Annotated in this window: 17 protein-coding genes and 1 pseudogene; 8 read left to right on the forward strand and 10 right to left on the reverse strand. The window is 42.8% G+C overall.

What is annotated here, in order from left to right; all coding sequences use genetic code 11:
* Positions 1–27: 27 nt before the first annotated feature.
* From rimK to trmJ, 10 genes and pseudogenes are all read right to left on the reverse strand, one after another.
* Positions 28–928, reverse strand: a pseudogene (gene rimK / locus IEY42_RS06530) (30S ribosomal protein S6--L-glutamate ligase).
* Positions 929–1,074: 146 nt separating this feature from the next.
* A complete protein-coding gene (fdx, locus tag IEY42_RS06535) occupies positions 1,075–1,410 on the reverse strand; it encodes an ISC system 2Fe-2S type ferredoxin (protein WP_188924501.1) in 336 nt (111 codons plus the stop codon).
* 8 nt (positions 1,411–1,418) lie between these two features.
* Positions 1,419–3,278: a Fe-S protein assembly chaperone HscA gene (gene hscA, locus IEY42_RS06540; RefSeq protein WP_188924502.1), complete on the reverse strand. Its 1,860-nt coding sequence runs from the start codon at positions 3,276–3,278 to the stop codon at positions 1,419–1,421.
* Between the two features lie 64 nt (positions 3,279–3,342).
* Positions 3,343–3,867 (reverse strand): co-chaperone HscB, encoded by a 525-nt coding sequence (gene hscB, locus IEY42_RS06545; protein WP_188924503.1) that lies wholly within the window; start codon positions 3,865–3,867, stop codon positions 3,343–3,345.
* Between the two features lie 48 nt (positions 3,868–3,915).
* Complete coding sequence (gene iscA / locus IEY42_RS06550) at positions 3,916–4,239, reverse strand: iron-sulfur cluster assembly protein IscA (protein WP_188920066.1); 324 nt, start codon at positions 4,237–4,239, stop codon at positions 3,916–3,918.
* Between the two features lie 20 nt (positions 4,240–4,259).
* The gene (gene iscU / locus IEY42_RS06555) at positions 4,260–4,643 is read right to left on the reverse strand and encodes a Fe-S cluster assembly scaffold IscU (protein WP_188924504.1); all 384 of its coding nucleotides are present in this window, start codon (positions 4,641–4,643) and stop codon (positions 4,260–4,262) included.
* A 32-nt stretch (positions 4,644–4,675) separates the two neighbouring features.
* The gene (locus tag IEY42_RS06560) at positions 4,676–5,890 is read right to left on the reverse strand and encodes an IscS subfamily cysteine desulfurase (RefSeq protein ID WP_188924505.1); all 1,215 of its coding nucleotides are present in this window, start codon (positions 5,888–5,890) and stop codon (positions 4,676–4,678) included.
* Between the two features lie 82 nt (positions 5,891–5,972).
* Positions 5,973–6,434, reverse strand: coding sequence for a Fe-S cluster assembly transcriptional regulator IscR (iscR, locus tag IEY42_RS06565; RefSeq protein ID WP_188924506.1), 462 nt, complete (start codon positions 6,432–6,434; stop codon positions 5,973–5,975).
* Positions 6,435–6,665: 231 nt separating this feature from the next.
* On the reverse strand, positions 6,666–7,487 hold the full coding sequence (cysE, locus tag IEY42_RS06570; RefSeq protein WP_188924507.1) for a serine O-acetyltransferase: 822 nt from the start codon (positions 7,485–7,487) through the stop codon (positions 6,666–6,668).
* A gap of 17 nt (positions 7,488–7,504) precedes the next feature.
* The gene (gene trmJ / locus IEY42_RS06575; protein WP_188924554.1) at positions 7,505–8,227 is read right to left on the reverse strand and encodes a tRNA (cytosine(32)/uridine(32)-2'-O)-methyltransferase TrmJ; all 723 of its coding nucleotides are present in this window, start codon (positions 8,225–8,227) and stop codon (positions 7,505–7,507) included.
* Positions 8,228–8,376: 149 nt separating this feature from the next.
* Between trmJ and suhB the strand changes: the two genes are divergently transcribed.
* The 8 genes from suhB to IEY42_RS06615 all read left to right on the forward strand — a co-directional run bounded on the left by suhB (position 8,377) and on the right by IEY42_RS06615 (position 15,449).
* Positions 8,377–9,180, forward strand: a complete 804-nt coding sequence (suhB, locus tag IEY42_RS06580; RefSeq protein WP_188924508.1) for an inositol-1-monophosphatase — start codon at positions 8,377–8,379, stop codon at positions 9,178–9,180.
* Positions 9,181–9,340: 160 nt separating this feature from the next.
* On the forward strand, positions 9,341–9,751 hold the full coding sequence (locus IEY42_RS06585; protein WP_188924509.1) for a phosphate-starvation-inducible protein PsiE: 411 nt from the start codon (positions 9,341–9,343) through the stop codon (positions 9,749–9,751).
* A gap of 182 nt (positions 9,752–9,933) precedes the next feature.
* Positions 9,934–10,236: a PilZ domain-containing protein gene (locus IEY42_RS06590; RefSeq protein ID WP_188924510.1), complete on the forward strand. Its 303-nt coding sequence runs from the start codon at positions 9,934–9,936 to the stop codon at positions 10,234–10,236.
* A 100-nt stretch (positions 10,237–10,336) separates the two neighbouring features.
* Positions 10,337–11,005: an AAA family ATPase gene (locus IEY42_RS06595; RefSeq protein ID WP_188924511.1), complete on the forward strand. Its 669-nt coding sequence runs from the start codon at positions 10,337–10,339 to the stop codon at positions 11,003–11,005.
* Positions 10,992–11,336, forward strand: coding sequence for a replication protein RepA (locus IEY42_RS06600; protein WP_188924512.1), 345 nt, complete (start codon positions 10,992–10,994; stop codon positions 11,334–11,336). Before IEY42_RS06595 ends, IEY42_RS06600 begins: the two co-directional genes overlap by 14 nt.
* A gap of 103 nt (positions 11,337–11,439) precedes the next feature.
* A complete protein-coding gene (locus IEY42_RS06605; RefSeq protein ID WP_188924513.1) occupies positions 11,440–13,116 on the forward strand; it encodes a sensor histidine kinase in 1,677 nt (558 codons plus the stop codon).
* Positions 13,113–13,823 (forward strand): two-component system response regulator BtsR, encoded by a 711-nt coding sequence (btsR, locus tag IEY42_RS06610; protein WP_188924514.1) that lies wholly within the window; start codon positions 13,113–13,115, stop codon positions 13,821–13,823. The genes IEY42_RS06605 and btsR overlap by 4 nt, the downstream gene beginning before the upstream one ends.
* 165 nt (positions 13,824–13,988) lie before the next feature.
* Positions 13,989–15,449 (forward strand): carbon starvation CstA family protein, encoded by a 1,461-nt coding sequence (locus IEY42_RS06615; RefSeq protein WP_188924515.1) that lies wholly within the window; start codon positions 13,989–13,991, stop codon positions 15,447–15,449.
* Positions 15,450–15,494: the final 45 nt, after the last annotated feature.

Below are 15,494 nucleotides of genomic sequence, written 5' to 3' on the forward strand. Positions count from 1 at the left end.
ATTTAACCTGAGCTCGGGATATTTAGATTAACAAACGCCCATTTTGGCGCTTTGTTTGCTCTGTTTATTGGCATTTTTTTCAATAAAACAAATGATGGCATCAGCCACATCTTTATCGGTTGCCGCTTCAATACCTTCAAGTCCTGGCGACGAGTTCACTTCCATCACTACAGGTCCATGATTTGAACGTAATAAATCAACCCCAGCCACATTTAACCCCATAGTGCGCGCCGCAAGTAAGGCCACTGAACGCTCTTGTGGTGAAAGCTTAACCGCCACCTCGATGTAAGTTTGAGCGAAACTCACCAGGCTTGGCTTGACGCTTCATGGCGGCAATCACCTTATCCCCGAGAACAAAACAGCGAATATCTGCACCTTGGGCTTCGGCAATGTATTCTTGCACCATAATGTTAGCTTTAAGGCCCATAAAGGCCTCTAGTACACTTTCAGCGGCTTTACGAGTTTCAGCAAGCACCACACCAATACCCTGAGTGCCTTCAAGTAATTTAACCACTAATGGCGCACCGCCCACCATGTCGATTAAATCAGGAATATCACTCGGTTTATTGGCAAAACCAGTAATAGGTAGACCAATTCCCTTGCGCGACAATAATTGCATCGAACGTAATTTATCACGCGAGCGAGCAATGCCAATTGAGCTATTTACAGAATAAACACCCATCATTTCTAATTGGCGTAATACCGCTGAACCATAAAACGTCACAGAGGCACCAACCCGCGGGATCACTGCATCAAAATGACCTAAATCTTTACCTGCCATATGAATACTTGGCTTAGTCATATTGATGTTCATATAACACTTTAATGGGTTGATGACTTTAACTTCATGTCCGCGGGCGACAGCAGCTTCGACTAAGCGACGAGTTGAATATAATTGCGGGCCTTGAGACAGTATTGCGATGCGCACAGAGTGCTCCAAAATAGAAATTTTGGCGCATCATACGCTGAGTTTATTTAAAATCAATCACAGGAATGACCAGGAATAAAAAAAGAGTCAATCTTGATGATTGACTCTCATTTTATATGCTTGAATCATGCTCACGCTATTGTAAATTAGCCTTCGCTAACCATGTTAATGGTGTATTTAGGAATATCAATTACCATATCGCAGTCAACCACTTTAGCTTGGCAAGACAAGCGGCTTTCTGGCTCTAAACCCCATGCTTTATCTAGCATGTCATCTTCAAGCTCATCACTTTCTTCTAGTTGATCAAAGCCTTCACGCACAACCACATGACAAGTGGTACAAGCACATGACTTTTCACAAGCGTGTTCGATTTGAATACCGTTACGCAGTGCAACATCTAAAATGGTTTCACCAATTTCTGCTTCAAGTACTGCGCCGTCTGGACAAAGCTCTTGATGGGGTAAAAATACTAACTGTGGCATTATTTCACCTATATGTTATCGACCGACTGCCCTTTTAGCGCCGATCTAATAGAATTATCCATGCGTCGTGACGCAAAATCTTGAGTTTGGTCATCTAACTTAGCAATGGCTTTCTCGATTGCATCAACATCATCTTGTTGTGCTGTTGCTGCTAGCTCAGCAATGGCAGAAGTTAATTGCTGACGCTCTTGCTCTTCGAGTAAATCACCGTCTTTAGCCAGTGCAGCATTGAGCGACTCAATAACACGTGCGGCTTCAACTTTTTGCTCAGCCAGCATACGACGAGTGATGTCGTCTTTTGCGTGCTTCATTGAATCTTTGAGCATGGTGGCAATTTCAGTGTCAGACAAACCAAATGAGGGTTTAACCTGAATGGTAGTTTTCACCTCGGTTGATTTTTCCATCGCGGTAACACTTAATAGGCCATCGGCATCGACTTGAAACGTCACACGAATATGAGCAGCACCCGCAGCTAACGGTGGAATACCGTGAAGCGTAAAGCGGGCCAATGAACGGCAATCATCAACCAGTTCACGCTCACCTTGAACCACATGGAATGCCATCGCAGTTTGACCGTCTTTAAACGTAGTAAACTCTTGCGCACGGGCAACTGGGATTGTGGTATTACGGGTTACGACTTTTTCAACCAGTCCGCCCATGGTTTCTACACCAAGCGATAATGGAATGACATCTAACAATAACAAGTCTGATTCTGGTTTATTACCTACCAAAATATCAGCTTGAATTGCAGCGCCAATCGCCACGACGCGATCAGGGTCAATGGAAGTCAGAGGGGCTTTTTTAAAGAAGGCTTCGACTTGCTCGCGCACTAACGGTACACGCGTTGAACCACCCACCATCACGGTTTCAATGACTTCATCAACACTCACACCAGCATCACGTAAAGTGCGGCGGCAACTGCTAATGGTCTTTTTCACTAATGCGCTAATCAGTTCATTAAATAACGATTTATCAACTGAAGTCGTTAATGTTTGATTATCAATCACCACACTAGCATCAGTGCTGTCGTTTTCTGTTAAGGCTTCTTTAACACGACGTGCTTCAATTAATAACTGACGCGCCAATTGATTGTTGGGCTCAGTGATACTCCACACTTGTTGTAAATGGCTTACTAATAGATGATCAAAATCATCGCCGCCCAATGCAGAATCACCGCCAGTGGCCAATACTTCAAAGACACCACGATTTAAACGCAGTACTGAGATATCAAATGTGCCACCACCTAAATCATAAATCGCAATCACGCCTTCTTGCTTAGAATCTAATCCGTAAGCAATCGCAGCAGCTGTTGGCTCATTGAGTAAACGCAGTACCTTGACGCCGAGTAATTCAGCCGCATCTTTTGTGCCTTGACGTTGAGCATCATCAAAATAGGCCGGCACGGTAATCACAATACCTTGCAGCTCGCCGCCTAACGTTGTTTCAGCTCGAGCAATTAACGGCTTGAGAATTTCTGCTGACACTTGTACAGGGTTAACCTGGCCCATTGGTGTGCTAAATACAGGTAAACCGTTTTCACTTGCGTGTAATGCATAAGGTAATTTATGAGCGCCCGATTGCACATCAGCCAAGCTTCGGCCCATAAAACGTTTAACCGATACAATAGTGTTTTGTGGATCTAACGCTGATTTGGCTTGGGCTTCATAACCCACTTGCACAGCGTCTTCACCATAATGCACTACCGACGGTAATGAGTGACGGCCATCGTCATCTTCTAGGGTCGATGCAAGTCCGCTTCTCACTGTGGCCACAAGTGAATTAGTGGTGCCAAGATCGATCCCCACAGCCAAACGATGTTGGTGCGGTGCGGCGCTTTGGCCAGGTTCTGCAATTTGCAACAGTGCCATAGTGTTCCAACTTGTTGTGTTATTGACCAGCATTGCTAGTCATAAAATTTAATGTATGCCTTACTTAGTCAAGCAAACCATCTTCAATGCGACTTAACTCATCTTGCAATTTTGCCATAAACTTAAGCTTACGTATTTGATCTGCTGCTAATAATGCGTCAGCTTGATCATTTGAGGCGAGTAACGTGGCTAATTGAATCGACAACGATGATTCAAATTCGCTAAAAGAGTCGTATAACTCGTCAATTAAGTCTTGTGGTTGTTGGCTATGCTGGATGTCTTCTAATGCTTCACGCCACTCCATTTGTTGCATTAAAAATGCACCATCTTTTAGGGTGGTGGTTTCATGGCTTAATTCAATGCCACGTAAACTCAACATGTGCTCAGCACGACGTAAGGGATTTTTAAGCGTTTGGTAGCCATCGTTAATTTGCGCTGTACGTTGTACAGACAACATTTTTTGTTGTTCAGTATCGTTGGCAAATTTATCGGGATGGACCGCCCGTTGCAGTTCGCGGTAGCGCTCTGCAAGTAAGGCGGTGTCGATATCAAAGGCAGGTTCTAGATTAAACAGATCGAAATAATTCATGGGCAGATATCATGCTTACTGTTTTCGATAAAACGGCTCAGGTAATGTTTAAACGGTAAAGCTTTCACCGCAACCACATTCGCCTTTTGCATTCGGGTTATTAAACTGAAAACCTTCATTTAGGCCTTCTTTGACAAAGTCGAGTTCAATACCTTGCAAATAAATAAAGCTTTTAGCATCGATGATGATGTTAACACCATCGATGTTATAGACTTCATCGTCGTCATTGAGTTCATCAACAAACTCAATAACGTATGCCATACCTGAACAACCTGATGTTCTCAATCCAAGGCGTAAACCTAAGCCTTTGCCGCGGTTAGCAAGAAACGATCTGACTCGGTCTGCTGCCGCTGGTGTCATTGAAATAGCCATCTATACTCCAGGTCTAAGTCTTACTTAGCTTGCTTACTTTTATACTCTTCAATTGCTGCTTTAATGGCGTCTTCAGCCAAAATTGAACAATGAATTTTAACCGGTGGTAATGCAAGTTCTTCAGCGATATCAGCGTTTTTGATTGTTGCTGCTTCGTCGACACTTTTACCTTTAACCCACTCAGTGACCAGTGAGCTTGATGCTATTGCACTACCACAACCGTAGGTTTTGAATTTGGCATCTTCAATAATGCCATCAGTACCAATTTTAAGTTGCAGCTTCATTACGTCACCACAAGCTGGTGCACCAACCATACCGGTGACTACCGATGGATCGTTTTTATCAAATGAACCTACGTTACGTGGGTTTTCATAATGATCGATTACTTTTTCGCTATAAGCCATGATATTGCTCCTAAATCTTTGTCGTTAAACGATTAATGATGTGCCCATTGAACCTGGTTCAAATCGATACCATCTTTGAACATCTCCCAAAGAGGAGACATCTCACGTAACTTATCAATAGATTCAGTTATCGTTTTAATAGCATGTTCAATTTCTTCATCGGTAGTAAAACGACCGATAGAAAAACGAATTGAGCTGTGAGCCATTTCATCATTTAAACCTAAAGCACGTAAAACGTAGCTTGGTTCTAAACTGGCTGAGGTACAGGCTGAACCTGAAGAAACGGCTAAGTCTTTCAGTGCCATCATTAGCGATTCGCCTTCAACAAAGTTGAAACTTACGTTAAAGATGCCGCTGTAGCGCTGCTGCATATCACCATTGATATAAGTTTCTTCAATATCTTTGATGCCATTCCATAATTTGTCACGTAAACGAGTAATGCGTGCACCGTCTTCAGCCATGTCTTGCTTGGCAATGGCCGCAGCTTCGCCAAGACCAACAATTTGGTGAGTCGCAAGAGTACCGCTGCGCATACCACGCTCGTGTCCACCACCGTGCATTTGAGATTCAAGACGAATACGCGGCTTACGACGAACATATAATGCGCCGATACCTTTAGGGCCATACATCTTATGACCAGAAATCGAAATTAAATCTACTTTAGTGGTTTGCACATCAATCGGTAATTTACCTGCACTTTGCGCAGCATCCATGTGGAAGAAAATACCTTTTGAACGACATAATTCACCGATGGCATCAATGTCATGTACTACGCCAATTTCGTTGTTAACATGCATGATGCTAACTAAAATGGTGTCATCACGCATGGCAGCTTCTAAACGTTCCATTGGGATGATGCCATTGGCTTCTGGCTCAAGGTAAGTGACTTCGTAACCTTCACGCTCTAACTGACGACAAGTATCTAATGTCGCTTTATGTTCAGTTTTACTGGTGATGATGTGCTTGCCCTTTTTATTGTAAAAATGAGCAATACCTTTAATAGCAAGGTTACTAGATTCTGTCGCACCAGAAGTGAAAACGATTTCGCGCTGGTCTGCATTAATCAAGTCAGCAACTTGATTACGGGCAATATCAACTGCCTCTTCAGCTTGCCAACCATAACGATGTGAACGCGATGCTGGATTACCAAACACGCCGTCCATTGTCATGTGTTGCACCATTTTTTCTGCGACACGCGGATCTACAGGGGTTGTTGCGGCATAATCTAAATAGATAGGAAGCTTCATAACACACTCCGTACTTAGCAGTCTCAGATGAGGCTACATACAACGTACAAATAATAATTATTTATCAATCAACATAGTTGAGTTACAAACTCACTCTATGTTCCTTTTGTATTTCGTCTTGCTTTAACGAGATAAATTGAACATCGCGTTTTTGCATTAAGCCTGCAAGCGAAATACCATCTAAAAACTCAGAAATTTGTTTACTTAAGTCGCCCCATAACGAATGGGTTAGGCAACGAGTGCCACTTTGGCAGTTACCTTGTCCATGACAGCGAGTAGCATCAACTGATTCATCAACGGCATGCACGACCATACCGACTGAAATATCAACGGCTTCTAAACCTAAACGATAACCACCACCAGGTCCACGAACACTCGACACTAGACCATGTTTACGTAACTTTGCGAAGAGTTGTTCAAGATAAGACAAAGAAATACCTTGTCTTTCAGAAATATCGGCTAAGGGCACTGGGCCTGCAGCTGAGTGAATAGCAACATCTAACATAGCTGTCACTGCATAGCGACCTTTTGATGTAAGTTTCATAACTTGTACTGCTCCCAAAAAGTATGCAGTAATTTCATCATACCCGAGTAATTTAGTCAAGTATTAATCCGACTAAATTACTCAAGTATTAAGGTATTTGATATAACAAAAAGGTATCGGTTTTCGCCGGGCTATTTAACCTTTTTATCCGCTAAGATTCAATGCCGATAAGGTAATTAATCGCATTATCGGCTATTTTTTTGACCTGTATCTACAATGACTTAGTTATGGCTAAATACTTGGGTCAAACTTATCGATATCTTGCTTACGATTACTGGCGGCATTTCGCTCAGCTTCATCGAAAGCATCTACGGTTAATTCTGGTAATTTTTTAGTGCATACCTCACCGCCCATTTGCTGGATAGCTTGACATACCTCTTGAACTTTAGAATCCATTAAATGCATGTGATCAAGCATTTGGCCTATGGCATTTGCCACCGGATCTGGATTGTCAGGCGACACAGCATATGCATCAAAGCCGTACTTTTTGGCCATTTCTGTGCGGCGCTCAGTTTTTTCTTTCGACTGGTTAGTGGGTGATGCAACCACTCGACCAGGGATCCCCACCACTGTGTGATCGCTTGCCACATCTTTTACTACTACTGAGTTTGAACCAACCCGCGCACCATCGTGCATTGTAATGGGGCCTAATACTTTAGCACCCGCGCCAATCACCACATTATTACCTAGCGTTGGGTGACGTTTACCAGCTTGCCAAGTCGTTCCTCCAAGTGTCACACTGTGATAAAGCGTACAATCATCACCAATCTCAGCGGTTTCACCTATCACGACACCCATGCCGTGATCGATAAAGAAGCGTCGACCTATTGTTGCCCCAGGATGAATCTCAACCCCAGTTAACCAGCGTGAAAACGTCGACAAACAACGCGCAGTAAAATGCCATTTTGCCAACCATAATTTATGGCTCACTCTATGTATCCAAATGGCATGCATACCCGGATAGTTAAATAAAATCTCGAGGGTACTGTTTGCAGCAGGGTCGCGATGGTAAATCGACTCGATGTCTTCTTTCATTCTAGCAATGACGGCCATGGGGTGTTCCTTACGGATTAGTCTTGTTTGTCCATTTTCTTATCAACAGAACTCAAAATACCACGAAGAATATTCATTTCAGGCGCTTCAATTCGTGCTCGAGTAAATAAACGACGAAGTTTAGTCATCACTTGACCAGGATGATTTTTAATCACAAAACCGGTTTTAGATAAGGTTGACTCTAAGTGCACAAAAAATCTATCAAGCTCAACAGTCAATGGATATTCTTCCGTTTCTGCTGGCGTTTCTGTCTGGGCTAAATGCGCCACACGGGTTTCATAACAGATAATCTGTACCGCTTGCGCTAAGTTGAGTGAACTGTATTCAGGGTTAGCAGGTATCGCCACATGATAAGTACATTGCTGGAGTTCTTCATTGCTTAACCCATGGTTTTCACGGCCAAATACAATCGCAACAGGGCCATTCAAACACTCTTGGGTCAGCTTTTGACCAGCTTCTCTTGGGTCAAGCATTGGCCAATCCAAAGTACGACTACGCGCACTCGTGGCAATCACTAAACTGCAATCTGCAATGGCATCTTGCAATGAGTCAACTCTAGTAAGATTTCTTAAGATATCTGACGCACCAGCAGCCAGGGCAATTGATTGGCCATCTGGCTCAACTCGAGGCTCAGCAAGGTATAAGTTTGATAAGCCCATGGTTTTCATCGCTCTTGCAGTAGAGCCAATATTGCCAGGATGAGACGTTCCAACTAAAACAACACGAATATTACTGAGCATGTACCACTTTCTTTCAACAAAAAATATTGCTCGCATATTAACACAGTCATTTTTATTACGTTATATGAAAATCTGCATTTGATATATTTGTTAAATTAAGTATAATGCGGGCGCTATTTTACTCGTTCTTTAACATCCAGGGGATTGCAATGCATCCGATGCTGACTATTGCCACGCGCGCTGCACGCGCTGCGGGCCAAACTATTATGCGCGCCTATACTGAACTTGACCGTGTTGAGGTTAGTAGTAAAGGTATTAATGATTTTGTGACTAGTGTAGACAAGGAAGCAGAAGCAACTATTACTTATCAAATTCGTAAATCTTACCCAGATCACACTATCGTGGGCGAAGAAGACGGTGAAAACCGTGGCGACAACAAAGATTACGTTTGGATAGTTGATCCTTTGGATGGTACCAATAACTTCGTTCGTGGTATTCCTCATTTTGCGGTTTCTATCGCAGTTCAATATAAAGGCAAAATTGAAGTTGCCGTTATTTATGATCCTGTTCGTGAAGAATTGTTCTCTGCCGTTCGCGGTAAAGGCGCTAAGTTAAACGAATTCCGTTTACGTGTAACCAATGTGAATGACCTAAGCAACACCATTATTGGTACAGGCTTCCCATTCAAGGCGCGTCAACACACCGAAAGCTACATGGCTATTTTAGGTGAAGTCTTCCCACAATGTGCTGATTTACGTCGTGCAGGTTCTGCAGCATTAGACCTTGCATACGTTGCTGCTGGCCGTTTAGATGGTTTCTTTGAAATCGGCTTAAAGCCATGGGACATCGCAGCAGGCGACTTAATTTGTCGTGAAGCAGGCGGCACTGTGACCGACTTTATGGGCGCTCACAATTATATGACTTCAGGTAACATTGTTGCCGGTAGCCCAAAAGTAACCACGCAGCTAGTGAAAACCATGCGTCCGTTACTAAACGAAGGGTTAAAGCGCTAAGCTAATACCCCAATACGACACGTATTCATAAAACCGCTAATAGCAGTAATGCTATTAGCGGTTTTTTTATCTCTGATTTTGCTAAAGTTGAACCGGATCACTGGGCAAATTATCGAAACTCGTCGATAATGCAGATTCATTTGCTCACAGAATAACAACTATGCCCCTACATAAAGCTAAAGAGTTAAGCATCAAATCCTTAAAGAGCTTTGAACACTTAGTATTGTTCATCATTGCTCTGGCCACCTTATTTGCCATTGGCGAAGAAATTCTCCACATGATAGACATTCGCACCGTTGAATTGGCTGATCTGTTATTACTGTTTATTTATCTCGAAGTATTGGCCATGGTGGTTAACTATATTGAGTCAGGCAAACTCCCAATCCGCATGCCACTTTACATTGCGATTGTGGCATTAGCGCGATACCTAATTTTAGACATGAAGGGCATGGAAGACTGGCGCATTTTGGCCATCTCATTATCCACCATAGTCTTGGCTTGTACTGTCATCGTTATTCGTTGGGGTCAGTTAAAAATGCCTTACCCTAAAAACCAAGATTACGACAGTTAAGCGAAGGATACAGCATCAATAACAAGCCTTATTAATCTTGTTGAGTTTACGACAAGTATAGCTTAGCGCTTGCTTAACAAAGCATTTGTGCTAACAATATGGTTAAGATAAAACTTTAGGCCATTCAACATGGCAGACAATGACGCATTATTTCAGGGTTTTGATATTCAAGGAGCGACACTATGGGCCAAGAGCCAACTGGATTTGATGAAAAACGCGGTTCACTTCGAGTCGATATGGAAGCTGAGCGTGTTCGTTTAGATTGGATAAACGCCCAAGGTGAGTCTTGCCAAGACCATGGAATTTGTATCGATTTAGCCCGTAAAGGTATTTTGTTTGATTTTAAAGCGACCTTTAAGCTCGGCGATTTAGTCGCGGTGACATTTAATGAAAATACCCCTAAGCAAAATACCATCAAAGGCCAAGTGTGCCGATGCACTGAATGTCATGCACAAAGTTACCATATTGCACTTCAATTAATTTAAAACATTGAATATTTCATGCAGTCTTAGTGGGCTGCTCTATACTCAATCAATAACCAGCATCAACTATTTGCAGCGTTAGTTAAGCATAGAGGACCCAAACATGATATTGCTCGTTGGTGGAGAAAAAGGCGGCAGCGGTAAAAGCTGTTTAGCGCAAAACCTTGCGGTGTATATTACCCAAAAATTCGATGCCAACGTATTGATGGTTGATTGTGATCCACAGCGAACCACATCTGATTGGATCCAAGCTCGTAACAATGACCCCAGCTTAAAAGCCATTAATTGTATTCAACTCTACGGTAAAATACGTAATGACTTATTGAGTTTAGACGAGCGCTTTGACTACGTGATTGTTGATTGTGGTGGCCAAGATAACTTAGCCATGCGAGCAGCGATGTCAGTCGCCACTTATGTGGTCATTCCATTACGGCCTAAACGCCGTGATTTGAAAACCTTACCGCACATGGAAGACATGCTAAGCACCTGTAAAATGGTTAACCCTAAAATGGTCGCATCGATTGTCATTACCCAATGCCCTGCACTTCCATCGCAAGTTAAACGCATTTTAGAAGCCAAAGAAGTGGTTCAATCATTCGGATTACGCGCGCTAGACTCAGTCACCTTTAGCCGTAATATCTACGATGACAGTGAAGAAAGTGGCTCTTCTGTAATAGAAATCGAACCCGATGGCAAAGCAGCCGATGAGATCCGCGCCATTGCTGATGAGCTTTTTGCCATACCGCCAGAAAACCGTTATGAGTTTAACTGATCTTAAACGCAAGAAGCTCAAAGACACTCGTAACAAAGTGTCAGTTGATGAGTTTATTGAAGATGCCAACAACTATGCTTTAGGTAAAACCTCGGAGCAAAACTCTCCGAGCCAAACCACTGCGCAGTTTCTTAAAGGCCTCGATAAAAAAAGCACAAAAATCTATCGTCATGCCACATTTACCCTGACCGAAAAAAGCATTTCACAACTTGACGAAATAGCCAAAACCACCAAAATAGCTAAATCAAAAATCCTTAGAGTGTTGATAGATGAATTTTATCAGCAGCAAGACACGGCTCAATTAACCATATTGAGTAAGTCGTCACGTTAACGGTGTTTCATTTCACTTAATATCATTCACGCATGCTAATTTAGCTACGCCACTTAACTTCGATTGGGGTAACTCAACCGTTATCATTATCTTGTGAGAACTCATGTCGCTGATTTTATTACTCACGCAACAAATGTGCGTGTACCTCGTTATTGTGTATTTGGTAAGTAAAACGCCACTATTTAAGTTATTTGCCGAAAGCTCAAAACGCTTGCCCCACAAAGTCTTTATTTATGTGGTGTTTTCACTATTTTGTATTCTGGCAACCTATTTTGGTGAACAAACCACCGGTGCGATAGCCAACACCCGAGCAATGGGCGCCGTGTTAGGCGGATTACTTGGCGGGCCGGTTACTGGTTTCTTTGTGGGCTTAACGGGTGGTTTGCACCGTTACTCTATGGGCGGCTTTACCGATCTGGCTTGTGCTATTTCAACCACACTCGAAGGCTTATCTGCCGGTTTATTCAGTTATTATTTGAAAAAGGTTGGCAAAGAAGAGTCGCTATACAACCCTGCCTGGGTTTTTATGGTGACATTTGCGGCCGAGTTATTACAGATGAGCCTGATTTTACTCATTGCCAAACCGTTCGATCAAGCCTGGGAATTGGTTTATGTTATTGCTCCTCCCATGTTATTCATTAACTCTTTGGGCGCGGCCATGTTTATGAGCATAGTGCGCGACCAAAAAACCATGTTCGATAAATTATCTTCGAGTTTTTCAACCAATGCCCTAAAAATTGCTGAACGCAGTGTCGGTATTTTATCCAAAGGATTTAATGAAGAGTCGAGCCAAAAAGTGGCGCAAATTATCATTGAAGAAACCCGTGTTGGTGCTGTAGCCATTACCGACCGACACAAACTATTAGCCTTTATTGGGATTGGTGCCGACCACCATCTGCCCAATACGCCAATTTCATCAAAAATCACCTTAGACGCCATCGCTCAAAACAAGGTGATGTTTGCCGACGGCGTTGACACAACTTACGCTTGCTCCATATCAACTCATTGTAATCTTGGTTCAAGTTTAGTTATTCCCTTGCGCAGTAACGACGAAGTTGTTGGCACCATTAAACTGTATGAGCCTAAAAATAAGCTGTTTCTCAACATCAACCGTACATTGGGAGAAGGCATTGCTCGGTTGTTGTCCAATCAAATTTTATATGGCCGCTTTGAACAACAAAAAAACTTATTGATGCAAGCCGAAATTAAATTACTCCACGCCCAGGTTAACCCCCATTTTTTGTTTAATGCTTTAAACACCATTGGCGCAATTATTAGCCGTGATCCACCCATGGCCAAAAAACTCATTAAACAATTGTCACAATTTTTGCGCATTAATCTCACTCGCACCACAGGCCTTGTCACCCTCGCTGATGAGCTAGAACATATCGACGCTTATCTTGCCATTGAGCACGCCCGTTTTATCGACAAGCTTGAGGTGAGTATTGCTATTCCCGCCATTTATCATCACCACAAAATGCCTGCATTTACCTTGCAGCCGTTAATCGAAAATGCCGTTAAACATGGCACTTCATTGCTGTTCGATGAAGGCGTGATAAAGGTCAAAGCCAGCACCGACGGCAATGACCTGCTGCTCAGTGTTACCGATAATGCCGGGTTATACCAACCCTCAACCAATACTGAGGGATTAGGGATGAACCTCGTCCATAAACGATTACAAAATCTTTTTGGTGAACGATATGGTATCGAGGTTCACTGCAAAACAGATGAATACACTTGTGTGCAAGTGCGTATTCCCCTTGACGAGGCCACATTATGATCCGCTGTTTAATTATTGATGATGAACCCTTTGCTCGTCAGGAAGTGGCTGATTTACTCGATAAACATCCAGACTTTGACGTGTTAGGCCAATGCGGTAATGCCATTGAAGCTTTACAACAAATTAATCAACATAAGCCAGACTTAATCTTTGTTGATATTCAAATGCCGCGGATCAACGGTATGGAATTAATCGCCATGCTCAACCCAGAACAAATGCCACGAGCGGTATTTATTACTGCCTTTGATGAATACGCCGTAAAAGCTTTTGATAACAATGCATTCGATTATTTATTAAAACCGATTGATGAAAAACGCTTTAATCAAACCCTCGATAAAGTGCGCAGTAATATGACGCCACAACCGATGGAAAACATATTACCCAGCCAACTGGCTCACTTACCTTGTTACATTGGCAGTAAACTCAAAGTGGTCACCACCACCGATGTTGAATTTATTGTCAGTGATGTGGGCGGCATTCATGTTCATTCAAACAAAGGGGTGTCTCACACTCAGCTCACCCTCAAAGTATTAGAAGAAAAAACGCCGTTATTTAGATGCCATAAACAATATCTACTCTCAGCGGATGCGATATCAGAAATTGAAATCACCGACAGCGGCGCAGAAGTCACCACTCATACTGGCGCGAAAGTGCCGGTATCACGTCGATACCTTAAAGAGTTAAAGCAATTACTGGGGTTTCAGTGATCAACTTCATGCGTGATTTACAGCACGCTTTGCTTAACGATAAAACGGATTAAGGGTGTTATTTACCGCTTACCCCATCAAATTGACCTGTTACTGAGTTTCGCCCCAATAGTTCACAGAGATCCTTTAACCTTGTCTTACTATATTTATGGGGAGATATAAAAAATGACTTGGTTTCTACTCTGCGTTGGCTTACTCATCGGTGGGTATTTTATTTACGGGGCTTTTGTTGAAAAAGTATTCGGCATTAACACCCAAAGACAAACCCCTGCTTTTACCCAAACGGATGGCGTCGATTACGTGCCAATGTCTAAAGGTAAAGTTTACTTAATTCAGTTATTAAACATTGCCGGTGTCGGCCCTATTTTTGGCCCTATTTTAGGGGCGTTATATGGCCCAGCAGCCATGTTATGGATTGTGTTTGGTTGTATTTTTGCTGGTGCAGTCCACGATTACTTCTCAGGTATGCTATCGGTGCGTAACAATGGCCAATCGGTACCTAATTTAGCCGGTAAATACTTAGGAAAAAACGCTAAACACTTTATGAATCTGTTTGCGATTATCTTATTACTGTTAGTGGGTGTGGTCTTTATTTCAGCGCCTGCAGGCTTACTAAGCAAATTAACTGGATACGATGCAGCTATCTTTGTAGGTGTCATTTTCAGCTACTACTTAATCGCGACCATCGTACCAATCGATAAAATCATCGGTCGTTTTTACCCATTCTTTGGCGCGTTATTAGTGTTTATGTCAGTGGGCTTAACCATTGCGTTAATGCTGTCATCTGAGCACACCATGTTACCTGGTTTTGTTATGGGTGATTTCTTTACCAACCTTAATCCTAACGACATGCCATTATGGCCAGCGCTGTTCATTACCATTGCATGTGGTGCAGTATCAGGGTTCCATGCAACTCAATCGCCATTAATGGCGCGTTGTGTTGAAAACGAATCAAATGGGCGCTTTGTGTTTTTTGGTGCCATGATTGGTGAAGGTGTTATCGCGTTAATCTGGTGTGCTATTGCATTATCATTCTTTGGTGGTGTTGAAGGCCTTAATGCCGGTATGGCGGGTAACCCTGCCAACGTAGTATACGAAGCATCTAACGGGTTACTTGGCGCATTTGGTGGCTTCTTAGCAATTTTGGGTGTTATCGTACTGCCGATTACCTCTGGCGATACCGCATTTCGCTCTGCACGCTTAATCTTGGCTGAGTTCTTTAACATCAAACAGGTTCAGTTACCAAAACGTCTTTTGTTAGCCATTCCATTATTTGCTATCGGTGCGGTATTAACTCAAGTCGACTTCGGTATTATCTGGCGCTACTTTGGTGTCGCTAACCAAACTACTGCAGTACTGATGCTTTGGACGGCAGCGGCTTACTTACTTCGTCATAATAAGTTCCACTGGATTTGTACTGTACCAGCGATGTTTATGACCTGTGTTGTGATTAGCTTTATGTTGAACTCATCAACCTTAGGTGCAGGCTTACCCATGACAGTATCGACAGTGGCAGGTATTGTGACCACAGCAATTGTTGCCGCACTGATTATCATTAAAACCAAAGGTAAAGGTGATATTGATTCAGATGATGAAGACAACATCACTCTAGCAAACGAACAATAATCTTCCCCTCATGATAAAACGGCAGCCGAGGCTGCCGTTTTTGTG

It is taken from the genome of Shewanella algicola (assembly GCF_014648035.1).
GTDB classification, from domain to species: Bacteria; Pseudomonadota; Gammaproteobacteria; order Enterobacterales; family Shewanellaceae; genus Shewanella; species Shewanella algicola.